The following is a 14,614-nucleotide window of genomic DNA, read 5'->3' on the forward strand; positions in this document are numbered from 1 at the left end:
AAGCGCCTGCACCAGACCCGCATCTCCGGCCCGAGGCCGGAGGCGGTGCAGATAAAGCTGCCAACTGCCAAAGCCGGGCTCTACTTCCTGCACATCCAGACGGAACGCGGACTGGTAACTAAAAAGCTGACAGTGCTGTAATAGCACTGTTAAAAGGATATTACAGCACTGTCAGCCTGATGGAAATACTAAGTGGCTTTGCTTTGCTCGTCTTCCAACGATTTGATTGCATCGTAAAGGACAGGACTGGCATCACGCAATTTCTCTATGACGCTGGCCAGGTCGAAAAACTTTTCAGGTTCAACTTCGGAGCTATTGGCGAAAACTTTTAAAAGTGTGTGAAGGATTTGCGTATAATTTTCTTCAAATTTGTCTGAGTACATAGGTAAGTGGCTAAAAGTTTACATATCAACAAGATACAAATCACACCTTAAAATAATTCGATTGCAACCAAAAAAAGCGCCGTACATTCCTGCACGGCGCTTTTTATATAGTATCAACTGAATAAGCTTACAACTTTTTCAAACCCTTCTGCTCCTGCTTGCTTCCCTCCTTCACACTGACAGCCACACCGCCACCTGGGGCCAGTTGCTGCTTCAGTACGCTTTTGGAGTTCACGAGCACTTTGCGCACGGTGTACTTCTGCGGATTCTTGTTCCAACTGGCGTCTTTCGCATCGGCGTAGATGGTTGCAATGTAGGTTTTGCCTTTTGGCAGGTAGTCGAAACGCACGTTGGCGGTACGGGTGTTTTCGTCGGTGATGCCGCCTACGTACCACTCGTTCTTGCCTTTCGCTTTGCGGGCAATCGTCACGTAATCGCCTGGCTCGGCTTCCAGCACCCAGGTATCATCCCAGTCAAGCGCTACGTCTTTGATAAACTGGAACGCATCCGGGAAACGGGTATAATTGTCAGGTATGTCGGCGGCCATTTGCAGCGGGCTGTACATGGTCACGTAGTAAGCCAACTGCTTCACCAGGGTGGTGTTCACGCGCTGCTCACCGCCATGGTAATACGACAGGTCTGTCTGGAAAATGCCAGGCGTATAGTCCATCGGGCCACCCATCAGGCGGGTAAATGGAAGGATTGTGGCATGATCCGGGGCCAGACCGCCCATGGCTTCAAACTCAGTACCGCGGGCTGACTCCTGCGCCAGCCAGTTCGGGAAAGTACGGTGCAGACCAGTCGGGCGAACAGCCTCGTGGCTGTTGATCATAATCTTATACTTGGCTGCGGTGTTGGCCACATAGTTATAGTGGTTCACCATCCACTGCCCGTCATGGTGCTCACCGCGCGGGATGATCTTGCCCACATAACCGGTCTTCACAGAGTTGTAGCCGTGGTCCTGCATGAACTGGAAGGCCTCGTGCAGACGGCGCTCATAGTTGGTGGCAGCTCCTGAAGTCTCGTGGTGCATCATCACGCGCACCCCTTTCGACTCAGCGTATTTCTGTACTTCCTTCACATCAAAATCCGGATAGGCAGTCACGAAGTCGAACACTTCTTCTTTCCAGTTGCCGAACCAGTCTTCCCAGCCGATGTTCCAGCCTTCGATCAGCACCGCGTCAAAGCCATGCTCTGCGGCGAAGTCGATGTGCTTTTTAGCATTCTCCGTTGTCGCACCGTGGCGGCCGCTCGGGGTCAGCTTGGTATAGTCATCCGTCAGCTTCACATTGGTTTCCTTGCCATAGGCCCAGGTACTCTTACCGGCCACAAAGTATTCCCACCAGATACCGATATATTTCACCGGCTTGATCCAGGATACGTCTTCATATGCGGTTGGCTCGTTCAGATTCAGGATCAGTTTAGAGGCCAGGATGTCTGTAGCCTTGTCGCTCACCACAATGGTTCTCCAAGGGGTCTGCGTATCGGTCTGCATGTAGCCTTTGTTACCCACGGCGTCCGGAGTCAGGTGTGTGCTGAACTTGAAGGTCTTCGGATCCACGTTCAGGTTCATAGCCGGGTAATTCAGCAAAGCTGCTTCGTGAATGTTGATGTACAGTCCGTCCGATGATTTCATCATGGAAGGCGTCTGCACAGCTAGGGTTTTGATCGGATGCTGGGCATGCACGTCGATGGTTGCCTTCTCCATCAGGCCCGGTATCTGAGAGATTTGTGAAGTAGTATAGGCATACTCGTTCGTGTCGTAGTCGCCCGGTATCCAGAAGATCTTGTGATCGCCGGTCAGGTTGAACTCCGTGTGTTCTTCCTTGATGATAAAATATTTCAGCTCGGGTTGCTGCGGAAACTCGTAACGGAAGCCCAATCCGTCGTTGAACAGACGGAAACGGATGCGGATGTGGCGGTCCTTGTGTTCCTTCTGGTTGAGCGTTACCAGTAACTCATTGTAATTGTTGCGGATGGTTTTCTGCTCTCCCCATACCGGCTCCCAGGTATCGTTCACACTGTTCTGCTCCGTCTTAGCCACAGTAAAATCATTCATCATAGAAGGAACGTCTTTCATTTCAAAGCCCATCTTGCTTTGTTTGATCACCGGCTTCTTCTTGTAAGTCAGTTGGTAAGTAGGCACCCCGTTGGCAGCCAACTCAAAGGTCATGCTCAGGTTTTTGTCCGGGGAGGTGATGGTCTGCGCCTGCACCAGCACGGTGATCAGGAACAGGAATAGGAAAAGTGACAGCCGCCGTGAGAGGCGATCAGTCAGGTTAGCGTTTTGTTGCATAGTGTAAGATAATACATGTAATGTAGGAACCGCTGATTGTACTCTGCTAGCCTCCTACAGGTTTTGAATGATGCATGCAAATTACAATATTCTCCGCTTTATCCCGAGTCGGCCTTTCTAACACCTTCTCCCACAGCCCGTATACCTGTTCCAAATACTACTATATTCACATGGAAATCATTCACGACGAAGAAGACACCCGCTTTTATATTATCCTCGAAGGTGGTGAGGCTGAGCTTACTTATACCATCACTGACCAGGGACAAATGGACTTCGACCATACCTATGTACCCGAACAACACCGCGGCCAGGGTATAGCCGACAAACTGGTAAAGGGAGGACTGGAACATGCCAAGGTGTGCAAATGCCAGATTGTACCGTCCTGTCCCGTTGTGGAAGCCTATGTGAAACGCCACAAAGAATACGACGACATCGTGTGTTGGGAGTAGCTTATACCTGCTGATTTGTATTTTGCGGCCGGAGCAACAACCAAACGATTAAACCAACTGGCCATACCATGAACAGGACCATCAGGGCCACCAGCCAGGGGGATTTGCCTCTTCGGCGGGCATCGCTATAGGACCAGACCACACTCCACACCACAAATACCAAGAACACGATACCGATCAGGATACCAATCAGACCCAAGCCTGTGAAGAATGATGAAAAACTGTGCTCCATAATTGTCTACATCAAATCATTATAACGCAGGCTTTATCCTCTGGTTGAGATACATCTGTACCCCGCGGCGCATTCTCCCGTACATGAACCATTAATACGACACGACCGGCTTTAGGCCGAATTGCAGAAAAACCGACAAAAATGAAAGACGAGAATCAGAAATACCTGTGGTGGCAGGAGGGCGTAATATATCAGATCTACCCACGATCTTACCAGGACAGTGACGGCGATGGTGTAGGCGATCTGCAGGGCATCATCCAGCGACTGGACCACATCAAGTCGCTGGGCATGACAGCTATCTGGATCTCTCCCATCTTTTCTTCCCCCATGGCTGACTTCGGCTATGACATTTCTGACTACTGCGACATCCATCCGCTATTCGGTACCATGGAGGATTTTGACGAGCTGCTGCAGGCGGTACACGACCGGGGCATGAAGTTGATCCTCGACCTGGTGCCCAACCATACCTCCAACGAACACCCCTGGTTCAAGGAGTCCCGCTCCTCCAAAGACAACCCGAAGCGCGACTGGTACATTTGGGAAGATGCGAAAGAAGATGGTTCCGAGCCGAACAACTGGCTCAGTGTGTTTGGTGGCAGTGCCTGGGAGTGGGACGAAAAAACGCAACAGTATTATTACCATGCTTTCCTAAAAGAGCAGCCAGACCTGAACTGGCGCAATCCGGAGGTGCAGGAGGCCATGATGAACGTGATGCGCTTCTGGCTCGACAAGGGGGTGGACGGCTTCCGGGTGGACGTGATGTGGCACATGATCAAAGATGACCAGTTACGCGACAACCCCACCAATCCGAATTATAAATCACACCAGGCAACATACGAAAAGCTGATTCCGGCCTACTCCACCGATCAACCGGAAGTGCACGACATTGTGCACATGATGCGCAAAGTGCTCGACAGCTACGACGAACGCATGATGATCGGCGAGATCTACCTGCCCATCCACAAGCTGATGACCTACTACGGCACAGACAAAAACGGAGCGCACCTGCCCTTCAACTTTCTGCTGCTCTCCACCGACTGGGATGCGGGAGAAATCGCCTCCAACATCAATCAGTACGAGGCTGCACTGCCGGAAGGCGGGTGGCCAAACTGGGTGCTCGGCAACCACGACCAGTCACGTATCTCCAGTCGTGTGGGCCAGGACCAGGCACGGGTAGCGGCGATGTTGCTTTTGACCCTACGCGGTACTCCCACCATCTATTATGGAGATGAGATAGGCATGCGCGACGTGCCTATACCTGAGGAGGAGGTACAGGATCCACAGGGTCTCAATATGCCCGGACTCAACCTGAGCCGAGACCCGCAGCGCACCCCCATGCAGTGGGACGACAGTGAAAATGCCGGATTCAGTCCATCTAAACCATGGTTGCCATTGCCAGCGGACTACCGTCGGGTGAATGTAAAGGCACAGTCTGACGACCACGGCTCCATGCTGGCACTGCACCAGCGGTTGCTGAACCTCCGTCAGGAAGAAGATGCCCTGCGTATCGGTCATTATAAGCCGATGGAGGCCCAGAAACCGCTGCTGGCTTATATGCGCTATACCTCTAACACCCGCTTTCTGATACTGCTGAACCTGAGCCACAAAACGTGTCATTTCCACCCGGAGCACTTCCAGTTCGAGGGAACCATTGAAATAGACACGCTGCCAGAGCGGGAAGGCACTGAGGTGAAAGACAAGATAAGCCTGAGCGGCGACGAGGGGATGGTGATCAGGTTAAAGCATCTGTGATATTGGCTACATCAGACTATTATCTAGCCCTCGCTCGCCTCTGGCGAGTGTGAGCTATCGGGCGGCCTCTGGCCGCTTTGGTTATTTCTGGCGTAAGGTTTACAAGAAATAGTTAAGCATGAGTGAATACCGCAAAACAGAACAAGGTGAATTATACTTTGTAACACTAACAGTAGTAGGCTGGGTTAACGTCTTTACGAGGCAGAATAGCGACTACCACTTCTGAACTTATACAAACCACCCTACGTCATTACGAACGAACGCTGTCATAGAACAGAAGGTCAATTACATTCATCAAAACCCCGTGAGAGCTGGACTGGTTTCTGAACCTGAGCACTATATTTACTCTAGCGCAAATGAGTTTAGCCCTTTAGCAGTTAGTAAATTATAGTTAGCGGCCAGAGGCCATCCGGTAGCTCACACTCGCGGGACGCGAGCGAGGGCGAAAATGACAATAATAGAGGCAACAAATTACCTCCACCACATGCTGCTTTAACTTTCATGAACACTAAACCTATACCTATATCAAAATTTTAGTTCTGTAAATTATGAACTAATGAAACTAAGCATTACCTTTGCATCGTTAAAGCTATAAAAGAAAGGTAATATCATGACTCTTAGCGAAGAACAGCGTAGCTTAATTGAGGAATTTGGCATCTATCAGGAGAACAACGGTTTCCAGCCTGCTGTGGCGCGGGTGATGGGGCTGCTGCTTGTTTCTGATCGTCCTGAGCTCACGTTCGACGAGATCAGCGAAACCCTCAGCATCAGCAAAAGCGCGACCAGCAACTCGCTGAACATGCTCCTGAACACAGGACACATCGAATACACCACCTTCTCCGGAGACCGAAAACGTTATTTCCGCATCAAGTCCTCCAACTGGCGTGAGTTGTTTGCCAAGAAGATGGAAGATCTGAGTTATCTCAACTCACTTCTAAAACGGGTACTGGAAGTCAGAAAACGCGAAAATCCAATTTATGATACAAAGCTGAATGACTTTATCAGCTTTCTGGATTACATGAAAGCACAAATGCCCCGCCTGATCGACGAATGGGAAAAAAGTAGAGCATAATTTTTTTAGTTTTTAAGTTCACAATTTTCAGAACTAACTACTTATATCTAAACATAATAAACAAAAACGTGAAAATCAAATATTTAGTAGTCGGATTGGCCATGCTTTTCGTGAAGCCGGTTGTGGCGCAGGAGAAGCCCGATGTGCAGACGCTGAGTCTGCAGGAGGCCATCACGTATGCGCTGGAGCATAACGAGGACATGCAAAAGGCCTCTTACGACCAACTGAGCGCCAAGTACATGGTCAAAGAGGCCAAGAGCAACGGACTGCCGCAGGTGAACGGCTTTGGTAACTTCAACATGTATCCGGCTATACCGGTGCAGGTGATCCCGAACGTGTTTGAGGGAAAGCCTGATGAGATGATTCCGGTGCAGTTTGGTACCAAGTACAATGCATCGGCAGGTATACAGCTTCAGCAGTTGCTGTTCAACCAGTCATACTTTGTAGGCCTGAAAGCAGCCAAGAGCAGCGAGGACCTGTACCGTCTGCGCAAGGCCATGACTGAAGAAGAAGTCATGTATAACGTGAGCTCTTCTTACTTCCAGATCCTGCAGACGAAAGAACAGTTTGAGATCATCAACGCCAACCTGGCCCGACTGGATCAGCTGGGCAAGATCCTGCAGCTGCAGTACGAAAATGACCTGGCCCGCAAGGTGGACGTGAACCGCATCAAAGTGAACAAAACCAACCTGGAGACCCAGCTGCAAACGCTGACCAGTGCGCTGGACCAGCAAATGAATATCCTGAAGTTTTTCATGGGTATGCCGCTGGAAGAAGGCATCGCTTTGACAGACGCCACTATTACACTCGATACCGGAGCCGCGGCTTTCAACAGCAGCAAGGACCTGGTGCAGGGACAGACGCAGCTGCAGTTGCTGAACAAGCAGACCGAGCTGACGGAACTCCAAAAGCAGAACATCAAGGCGGGCTACTACCCTACCCTGTCTGCCACGGGTACATTCCAGTACAATGCCATGCGCAAGGAGTTTAACTTCTTCGATAATAACCAGCCATGGTTCAGCACAGGCATCATCGGCCTGCAACTCAACATCCCGATCTTCGATGGTATGCGCAAGCACTCGCAGGTGAAGCAGACAGAGTACACGCTGAAGTCGCTGGAAGCTGATCGCCAGAAATTGACCAAGAACCTGGAGGTGGCGCTGGAGAACTCCATCAGCCAGTTGCAGAACAGCTCCGCCTCAATTGCGGCGCAGGAGCAGAATGTGGCGCTGGCGCAGGAGGTATACGACACCACGAATGATCTTTACAAAGAAGGCATCTCGCCGCTGACCGACCTGCTTGAAGCGGAGGTAAGTCTGCGCGAAGCCAAAACAAATCTGAACAACGAAATGCTGAAGTACCAGCTGGCCCAACTCGGCTATCTGAAAGCTACCGGCGACCTAAACTCATTAATTAAATAAGCATCACAAAGAACAAAATGAAAAAGCTGATTTATATCGTAGTCGTTATCGCGATTCTGGGCGCTATAGGCTTTAAGCTGATGAGCAACAAAGAGCAAATGGCCGCCAATGCCGCCGTAGCCTCCATCAAGAGCGAAGCTATACCTGTGACCATTACCGAAGTAGTTTCTGCTAAACTGGACAAGTCCTTTACGGCACAGGGCAACTTCGCCCCAATCCAGAGTCTGACACTGCTGTCTGAAACACAAGGCCAGATCAAGAGCGTGCTCAAGCGCAAAGGTGACAAAGTGAAAGCTGGCGAACTGCTGGCACAGGTAGAGAGCAACACCATGGCTGCCGACCTGGCCACCGCTCAGACAAATGCTGAAAAGGCCAAGCGTGACCTGGAGCGTTTCGAGAACCTGGCTGCCGGCGATGCTATCACGAAGCGTCAGCTGGAGGATGCCCGACTGAATGCCAAGTCAACGGAAGCGCAATTGGTAGCTGCCCGTCAGCGTCTGACCAAGACGCGCATCACCGCCCCTATCAGCGGCGAGATCAACGAGATTTATGTGGAAGTTGGTTCTTACCTGAACCCGGGCACGAAACTGTATGACATCGTGAACGTGGACAAACTGAAACTGAAAGTGAAAGCCTCTGAAAGCGAAGTACTGCTGATCAACAAAGGCGACAAGGTAAAAGTGAAAGCTGATGCCGGATCAGGCCAGGAGTATGAAGGCACTGTTACGGCCATCGCCGCGCAGGCTGATGCAACCCTGAAGTTTGACGTGGAAGTGGAAGTGAAAAATGCCGCTAACAACAACCTGAGAGCCGGTATGTATGGCACTGCTTTCTTCGACGTAGCCGACCAGCGTGACGCCATGCTGTTGCCGCGTGAGGCAATCGTAGGCAGCATCCAGAACCCACTGGTGTATGTGGTGAAGGACGGTCAGGCCAGTCAGCGTCCGGTGCGTGTAGGCGTGGTAACGCAGGATAAAGTAGAGATCCTGGAAGGCGTGCAGCCTGGCGAGCAGATCGTGCAAAGCGGCCAGATCAACCTGCGTGAAGGCATGAAAGTAACGGTGCTGAAATAGTAAGCAATTGGCGCGAGTCGAAGATTGATGATGGCGCGAGCGTCCACGCTCGTGTCTACTATCGAATTACTTCTTTCTTAAGAACATTTAGAAATGAACATAACCAAAATATCTATACAGCGCTCAACCTTGGTGGTAGTGGTCTTCACGGTCCTCACACTACTGGGTGTTGCGAGTTATAGCGCACTAAACTACGAGCTTCTTCCGAAGTTCAACCCGCCGGTGCTGACCATCTCTACCATCTATCCGGGTGCTTCTCCTAATGAGGTAGAGAACTCCGTGACAAAAGAGATCGAGGAAGCCTTGTCGGCACTTGAAAACGTGAAAACGATGCGTGGCACCTCCCTGGAGAGTTTCTCCATTATTGTGGTGGAGCTGAACCAGGGTACCAACGTAGACCTGGCCCTGCAGGACGCGCAGCGAAAGATCAACACCATCCTGGCCAACCTGCCGGATGATGCGGAGTCGCCGACGCTGAACAAGTTTGACCTCGATGACCTCCCGATCATCAAGATGGGGGCAACCGCCAACATGTCGCCGACCGAGTTCTACGACCTGATCGACAAGAAGATCAAGCCGGAACTGTCGCGCATACCAGGTATGGCCGCCATCAAAATTCTGGGTGGCCAGGAGCGTGAGATCAAGGTAAACATCGACGCCAACAAACTGGAGGCCTACAACCTCTCCATCCTACAGGTACAGCAGAAGATCCGTAACTCTAACCTTGACTTCCCAACAGGTAAGATCAAGCAGGAAAGCGGACAGACGCAGATCCGTCTGGCTGGTAAGTTTGCATCGCTGGACCAACTGCGTAACCTGATTGTGCGTGAAGATGCTAACGGCATTGTACGGCTTGCTGACGTGGCCGAAGTACAGGACACGCAGAAAGACATTGAAGTACTGACCCGTGTAAACAGCAGTCCGTCTGTGGGTATTACCATCCAGAAGCAGTCAGATGCCAACGCTGTGGAAGTGAGCCGTTTGACCAAGGAGGCCCTGGCTGAACTGGAGAAGACCTACGCTGATGTTGGACTGAACTTCAACATCGCCAACGACTCCTCTGACTTTACACTCGAGGCAGCCGACTCGGTACTGCATGACTTGATGATTGCGGTAATTCTGGTGGCGGTCGTGATGTTGCTATTCCTGCACTCTTTCCGAAATGCAGTGATCGTGATGATCTCTATACCTGCCTCTTTGGTGGCGACCTTCATCTTCATGTACCTGTTCGGTTACTCGCTGAACCTGATGTCGCTGCTAGCGCTTTCGCTTGTGGTGGGTATCCTGGTGGACGACGCCATTGTGGTAATCGAGAACATTCACCGCCACATGGAAATGGGCAAAAAACCGGCGCAGGCCGCTTACGACGGTATCCGTGAGATCATGGCAACCGTTACCTCCATCACACTGGTAATTTCGGTGGTGTTTATTCCGATCGCCCTTTCATCGGGTCTGGTATCAGACATCCTGCGTCAGTTTGCGGTGGTAGTGGCTGTGTCAACGATGATCTCGCTTTTCGTAGCCTTCACGCTGATTCCACTATTAGCGAGCCGATTCTCACGCCTAGAGCACATTTCGGATAAGAACATCTTCGGACGCTTCATCCTGGCATTCGAGCGCACCCTGGACCGCATCATCGACGGCTTTACAGCCGCTTTGAAGTGGGCCTTTAACCACAAGCTGATCACGCTGGGCGTGACCATGATCTTACTGGTCGCCTCCTTTGCGCTGGTGCCACTCGGCTTTATCGGTTCGGCCTTTATACCTGCCGGTGACCGTGGTGAGGTGAGCTTGCAGCTGGAGTTGCCTAAGAATGCGACGGTAGAGCAGACCAACTTTGCTACACGTCAGGTAGAACAATATTTGGAGGGCTTCCCGGAAGTATCGAAAGTATTCACCACCGTAGGTACTACCTCTTCGGCACAGCAGGGCCAGAACACGGCATACAAATCCGAAGTATCGGTAACGCTGGTAGACGTGAAAGAGCGTACCTTCAGTACCGACCAGTTCAGCCGTCAGGCCAAAGCTGACATTGAGAGCAAACTGCCAAATGTGGAGGTGACACCAGTGCCGGTAGGTCTGGTGGGTAACTCGCAGGCCCCTATCCAGCTGATCATCTCAGGATCGAACCTGGACAGCGTGATGGCTTTCTCGCAGCGCGTGATGGGTGTGGTAGAAAGCGTGTCTGGTACGGCCGACGTGGAAATGTCAGTGGAAGGCGGTAACCCCGAGATTGAAGTTGTAGTGGACCGCGATAAAATGGCCAATGTAGGCCTGTCGCTGGAGAACGTGGGTGCGAGCATGCAGCTGGCCTTCAGCGGTAACTCTGACGTGACCTTCCGCTCCGGTACCGAAGACTACGACATCAACATCCGCCTCGACGAGTTCGACCGCCGCAACGTGACTGACATTGCCAACCTGTCGTTTGTGAACAATATGGGACAGCTGGTACGTTTGGGTCAGTTTGCCGACATCCGCCAGTCTACGGGTCCCTCGCAGCTGGAGCGTTACAACCGCGTGACTTCCGTGAACGTGAACTCACAGGTAATTGGTCGTCCGTCTGGTTCGATCGGTGCAGAGATTCAGGAGAAACTGGCCGAGGTAGAAGCGCCGAAAGGTGTTAGCTACGAGTTTGGTGGTGACATGAAAAACCAGAGCGAAGGTTTCGGTACGCTGGGTATCGCCTTGCTGGCCTCGATCATCTTCGTGTACCTGATCATGGTGGCCCTGTATGACTCTTATGTATACCCGCTGGTGGTACTGTTCTCTATACCGTTGGCGATCATCGGTGCCTTGCTGGCCCTTGCGCTGGCACAACAGGCCCTGAGTATCTTCTCCATCCTGGGTATTATCATGATGATCGGTCTGGTAGCCAAAAACGCGATTATGGTGGTCGACTTTACCAACAAGCTGAAAGATGAAGGCGTGGAAGTGAAAGAGGCCCTGATAGAAGCGGTAAGAATCCGTTTCCGTCCGATCCTGATGACGACCCTGGCGATGGTAATTGGTATGTTGCCGATCGCGTTGGCAGGTGGCTCGGTAGCCGCGACCAAAAACGGTCTGGCATGGGCTTTGATCGGTGGCCTGAGTTCTTCCATGTTCCTGACCCTGATCGTGGTGCCGATCATCTACTATGGCTTCGACCGCATCCTGGCTAAGCTTGGGCTGGACAAGAAGACGGTGATCCATCTGGAAGAAAAGTCACTGGAAGAATTGGAGCACGAAACGAAAGAGCTTGAAGAAAGAAAGATGGCGCACGAGTTTGCGCACTAAGATATTCCCCCTCCTCCTGTCCGTTGTAAGGCAGGAGGAGCCTGGTGGAAAGCGTGAAATGAATTACCCTTTATTTTAGAACATATGGCAGATCCTAGAACTACCTTATACAAAGAGGTAATTAATCTGGTAAGCAGATTAAAAGCAATCGCCCCACATAAACTTTCCGGCCCCAAAGGACTTTGGGAAAATGGAATGGATATAGTTGACGTTGTAGATATTATACTGGCAGTGGAGAAAAAGTTTGATGTCGTGATCCCGGACGAAGTACCCGTGTATTCGATTGATGATCTGGTGAACTACCTGCAGTTAAGAAGAGCGAGTTAGTTAATAGAATTTCCCATTTGATACAAGCCAAAAAGGTGCAGGACTTTATCCTGCACCTTTTTTATGCTGTAACAGTTGCGGGCAAAGCCCGCAAACTGAAAACACAAACAGTATTATTTCTCCTTATACCTGGTAGCGGTCATACTTTTGATAGCGGTAGTACTTTTGGTTCTTTCGCTCCTCTTTGCCATACATGTAGTACAACAGGTAGCCTACTGCATAAATTGCCAGTACTGTTAAGATGATGAATACCTCCATAACCTGATGCTTTTTTATCCAAGTTGCCTTATATACGAAAGTTAACAGGTTCTGGCTAATTCTCAATAGTTTAAAGAAAAATCCTGCTAAAATTTATTTAACCCTCCTTGTTTAGCCTTATTCAGGATAATAATTGCCAATTACCAACTCTATTTAAGAAAATTATTAGTAAAACTATACTTTTTTCTATTTAAAAACTCAACCTTTATAAAAAAACTAAGTTACAATATAAATATAAACACTGATTATGCGCTCCTGCTATGTTCACCCTGCCTCCCGGACAGCAATCACATTGATACTATACAGTAACTGAAACATTATGCAGTCGAGAACCCAAGGAAAGCTATACCTCACAAGTCCCGCCTTTTCGCAGGGGGAGCGTATTCCTACCCGCTATACCTGCGACGGTGAGAACATCAGTCCGCCGCTCGAGATCAGGAACTTGCCAAAGTACACGGAAAGCCTGGTAATCATCGTGGAGGACCCCGACGCACCACGGGGCATCTGGACACACTGGCTGGTATGGAATGTCCCTCCATCCAACCTGATCGAGGAAGGGGTTGTGCCTGGTATACAGGGAACCAATGATTTCGGGAGGCTGCATTATGGCGGCCCCTGCCCGCCACAGGGGCTGCACCATTACTATTACAGAATTTACGCCCTGGATGTGATGCTGAACATCAAAGAAGGCACTGGCAGGCAGGCACTACTCCGTGTGATAGGCCAGCATGTGCTCGCAATGGGCGAACTGATGGGCGTATACAGTCGCTACAATGTCATGATGGCGTAACTGGATGCCACTGCGCCATGTGATGGGCGTGGGTGTGCAGGTAGGCACCCGGTTGATAGAACTTGTCATAAAAAGCCGGATCCAGGTGATGCGCCTGTAGATAGGTGCAGATAAACATAGACGGCACCGTGCCCGGGAACTTGCCAAAGGTGTCGAATACATACTGTGCCTGCAGCGCCACACACTCCCTGAATGCCTCGTCGTGTACCTGAGCTGCTCCCCTCACCTTGGCACTCTCCCGCCAGGGTCCGGGTGTCGTCGGATCAAAAGGGCCTCCCCTTCCAAATTTTCGCGCACACACAGCCTCCACGGCAGCCCGCATATCCGGATAGTGAGGCGGACAGTAGCCCTCCATTATACCTTGCAGCCCGGTCGGGTTGGGGTAAGGCCAGCGCTCATCCTTATCGTAGCGAAAGCCGAGCCCCTCTACTCCTGCCACACCACTTGCCCCCAGCACACTGAAGGGGTCTATGCCATCGTACATCCAGCCACCCAGCCCCATGGCCTGCAACAGCAGAGCACCGGCATAGCAGGAAGTCGCCATTTCCGCGCATACCTCGGCAAGTGACAGCTGCTCCACAAATGTGATGGGCCACACATTATTCACATCCCCGATGTTTTTAAACCGCTCTATACCTGGCAATGCCTGCTTGTGGATGTCATCGTAAAGTACGAGCCCGTTTTGCAGCATGTAGCAGATTGCCAGCAGCACGTGCTGGGCCAGGTCAGCCACGGGTATCACCAGCAGCGTACCGGGCTTATTGGTCACCCAGGTGTTGTGCGCTTCCACAAAAGGCACTTCGGAGGGAAGTTTCAGACGGCCGTCCTGGAGCTTTCTGATGCGGCTTTGCAAGGCCTGCACCACTTCATCCAGATCCAGAGACCCGTCCGCCGCTTTGTCGGCCGAGGCCGGCGCATCCCGGTTGTCTACGACATACACCCCGGTGTCATCGGTGAAAAAAGTCATGGAGGTATGGAAGCCGGCAGCAGAGGGAAAAGTACGCCCTCCTGCCGCAGCCGCATAGTTGGACAGATGCGGCGCATAACGCTGCGCCCGGTAGATCATGTTGTGCCAGCCCGTGTTACCGGCACAGGCCGTCACCACGAGCAGTTTCTCCAGTTCAGAGAGGGGCATCGGGTCCTTTTCCGATTTGTAGGCAAACACGCCATCAGGGATTTCCGCCCCCATAAAAAAACGACGGGAGCGACGGCCAAGTAAAGCCTCTACCAACCCAAAACCCAACATCTCCTTAAAACCCGGAGGTATAGCAGACTCATCCATGGCCAT

The 14,614-nt window shown here is 51.3% G+C and carries 13 protein-coding genes; 8 read left to right on the plus strand and 5 right to left on the minus strand.

The window, feature by feature from the left end:
* Nucleotides 1–188 precede the first annotated feature (188 nt).
* Nucleotides 189–383: a hypothetical protein gene (locus tag BW972_RS16740; RefSeq protein WP_076422983.1), complete on the minus strand. Its 195-nt coding sequence runs from the start codon at nucleotides 381–383 to the stop codon at nucleotides 189–191.
* Nucleotides 384–510: 127 nt separating this feature from the next.
* Complete coding sequence (locus tag BW972_RS16745) at nucleotides 511–2,679, minus strand: glycoside hydrolase family 97 protein (protein ID WP_076422984.1); 2,169 nt, start codon at nucleotides 2,677–2,679, stop codon at nucleotides 511–513.
* Nucleotides 2,680–2,849: 170 nt separating this feature from the next.
* On the opposite strand from BW972_RS16745, the gene BW972_RS16750 reads away from it, so the two are divergent.
* Nucleotides 2,850–3,128: a GNAT family N-acetyltransferase gene (locus tag BW972_RS16750; protein WP_076422985.1), complete on the plus strand. Its 279-nt coding sequence runs from the start codon at nucleotides 2,850–2,852 to the stop codon at nucleotides 3,126–3,128.
* Between the two features lies 1 nt (nucleotide 3,129).
* Here the strand turns inward: BW972_RS16750 and BW972_RS16755 are convergent, their stop codons facing one another.
* Nucleotides 3,130–3,360: a hypothetical protein gene (locus tag BW972_RS16755; RefSeq protein WP_076422986.1), complete on the minus strand. Its 231-nt coding sequence runs from the start codon at nucleotides 3,358–3,360 to the stop codon at nucleotides 3,130–3,132.
* A gap of 141 nt (nucleotides 3,361–3,501) precedes the next feature.
* On the opposite strand from BW972_RS16755, the gene BW972_RS16760 reads away from it, so the two are divergent.
* From BW972_RS16760 to BW972_RS20140, 6 genes are all read left to right on the plus strand, one after another.
* A complete protein-coding gene (locus BW972_RS16760) occupies nucleotides 3,502–5,112 on the plus strand; it encodes an alpha-amylase family glycosyl hydrolase (RefSeq protein ID WP_076422987.1) in 1,611 nt (536 codons plus the stop codon).
* A 610-nt stretch (nucleotides 5,113–5,722) separates the two neighbouring features.
* Nucleotides 5,723–6,184 (plus strand): GbsR/MarR family transcriptional regulator, encoded by a 462-nt coding sequence (locus BW972_RS16765; RefSeq protein ID WP_076422988.1) that lies wholly within the window; start codon nucleotides 5,723–5,725, stop codon nucleotides 6,182–6,184.
* A gap of 68 nt (nucleotides 6,185–6,252) precedes the next feature.
* Complete coding sequence (locus BW972_RS16770; RefSeq protein WP_234986429.1) at nucleotides 6,253–7,605, plus strand: TolC family protein; 1,353 nt, start codon at nucleotides 6,253–6,255, stop codon at nucleotides 7,603–7,605.
* 17 nt (nucleotides 7,606–7,622) lie between these two features.
* On the plus strand, nucleotides 7,623–8,678 hold the full coding sequence (locus BW972_RS16775) for an efflux RND transporter periplasmic adaptor subunit (protein WP_076422990.1): 1,056 nt from the start codon (nucleotides 7,623–7,625) through the stop codon (nucleotides 8,676–8,678).
* A 93-nt stretch (nucleotides 8,679–8,771) separates the two neighbouring features.
* On the plus strand, nucleotides 8,772–11,951 hold the full coding sequence (locus BW972_RS16780) for an efflux RND transporter permease subunit (RefSeq protein ID WP_007660652.1): 3,180 nt from the start codon (nucleotides 8,772–8,774) through the stop codon (nucleotides 11,949–11,951).
* A gap of 195 nt (nucleotides 11,952–12,146) precedes the next feature.
* Nucleotides 12,147–12,278, plus strand: coding sequence for an acyl carrier protein (locus BW972_RS20140; RefSeq protein ID WP_255345437.1), 132 nt, complete (start codon nucleotides 12,147–12,149; stop codon nucleotides 12,276–12,278).
* A gap of 123 nt (nucleotides 12,279–12,401) precedes the next feature.
* Here the strand turns inward: BW972_RS20140 and BW972_RS20145 are convergent, their stop codons facing one another.
* Nucleotides 12,402–12,536, minus strand: coding sequence for a hypothetical protein (locus BW972_RS20145; RefSeq protein WP_255345438.1), 135 nt, complete (start codon nucleotides 12,534–12,536; stop codon nucleotides 12,402–12,404).
* 319 nt (nucleotides 12,537–12,855) lie between these two features.
* On the opposite strand from BW972_RS20145, the gene BW972_RS16790 reads away from it, so the two are divergent.
* A complete protein-coding gene (locus BW972_RS16790; RefSeq protein ID WP_076422991.1) occupies nucleotides 12,856–13,326 on the plus strand; it encodes a YbhB/YbcL family Raf kinase inhibitor-like protein in 471 nt (156 codons plus the stop codon).
* Here BW972_RS16790 and BW972_RS16795 read toward each other — a convergent pair.
* Nucleotides 13,313–14,608, minus strand: coding sequence for a hypothetical protein (locus BW972_RS16795; protein ID WP_076423221.1), 1,296 nt, complete (start codon nucleotides 14,606–14,608; stop codon nucleotides 13,313–13,315). The genes BW972_RS16790 and BW972_RS16795 overlap by 14 nt on opposite strands.
* Nucleotides 14,609–14,614 lie beyond the last annotated feature (6 nt).

This window comes from Pontibacter lucknowensis, assembly GCF_900156415.1.
Lineage (GTDB): Bacteria > Bacteroidota > Bacteroidia > Cytophagales > Hymenobacteraceae > Pontibacter > Pontibacter lucknowensis.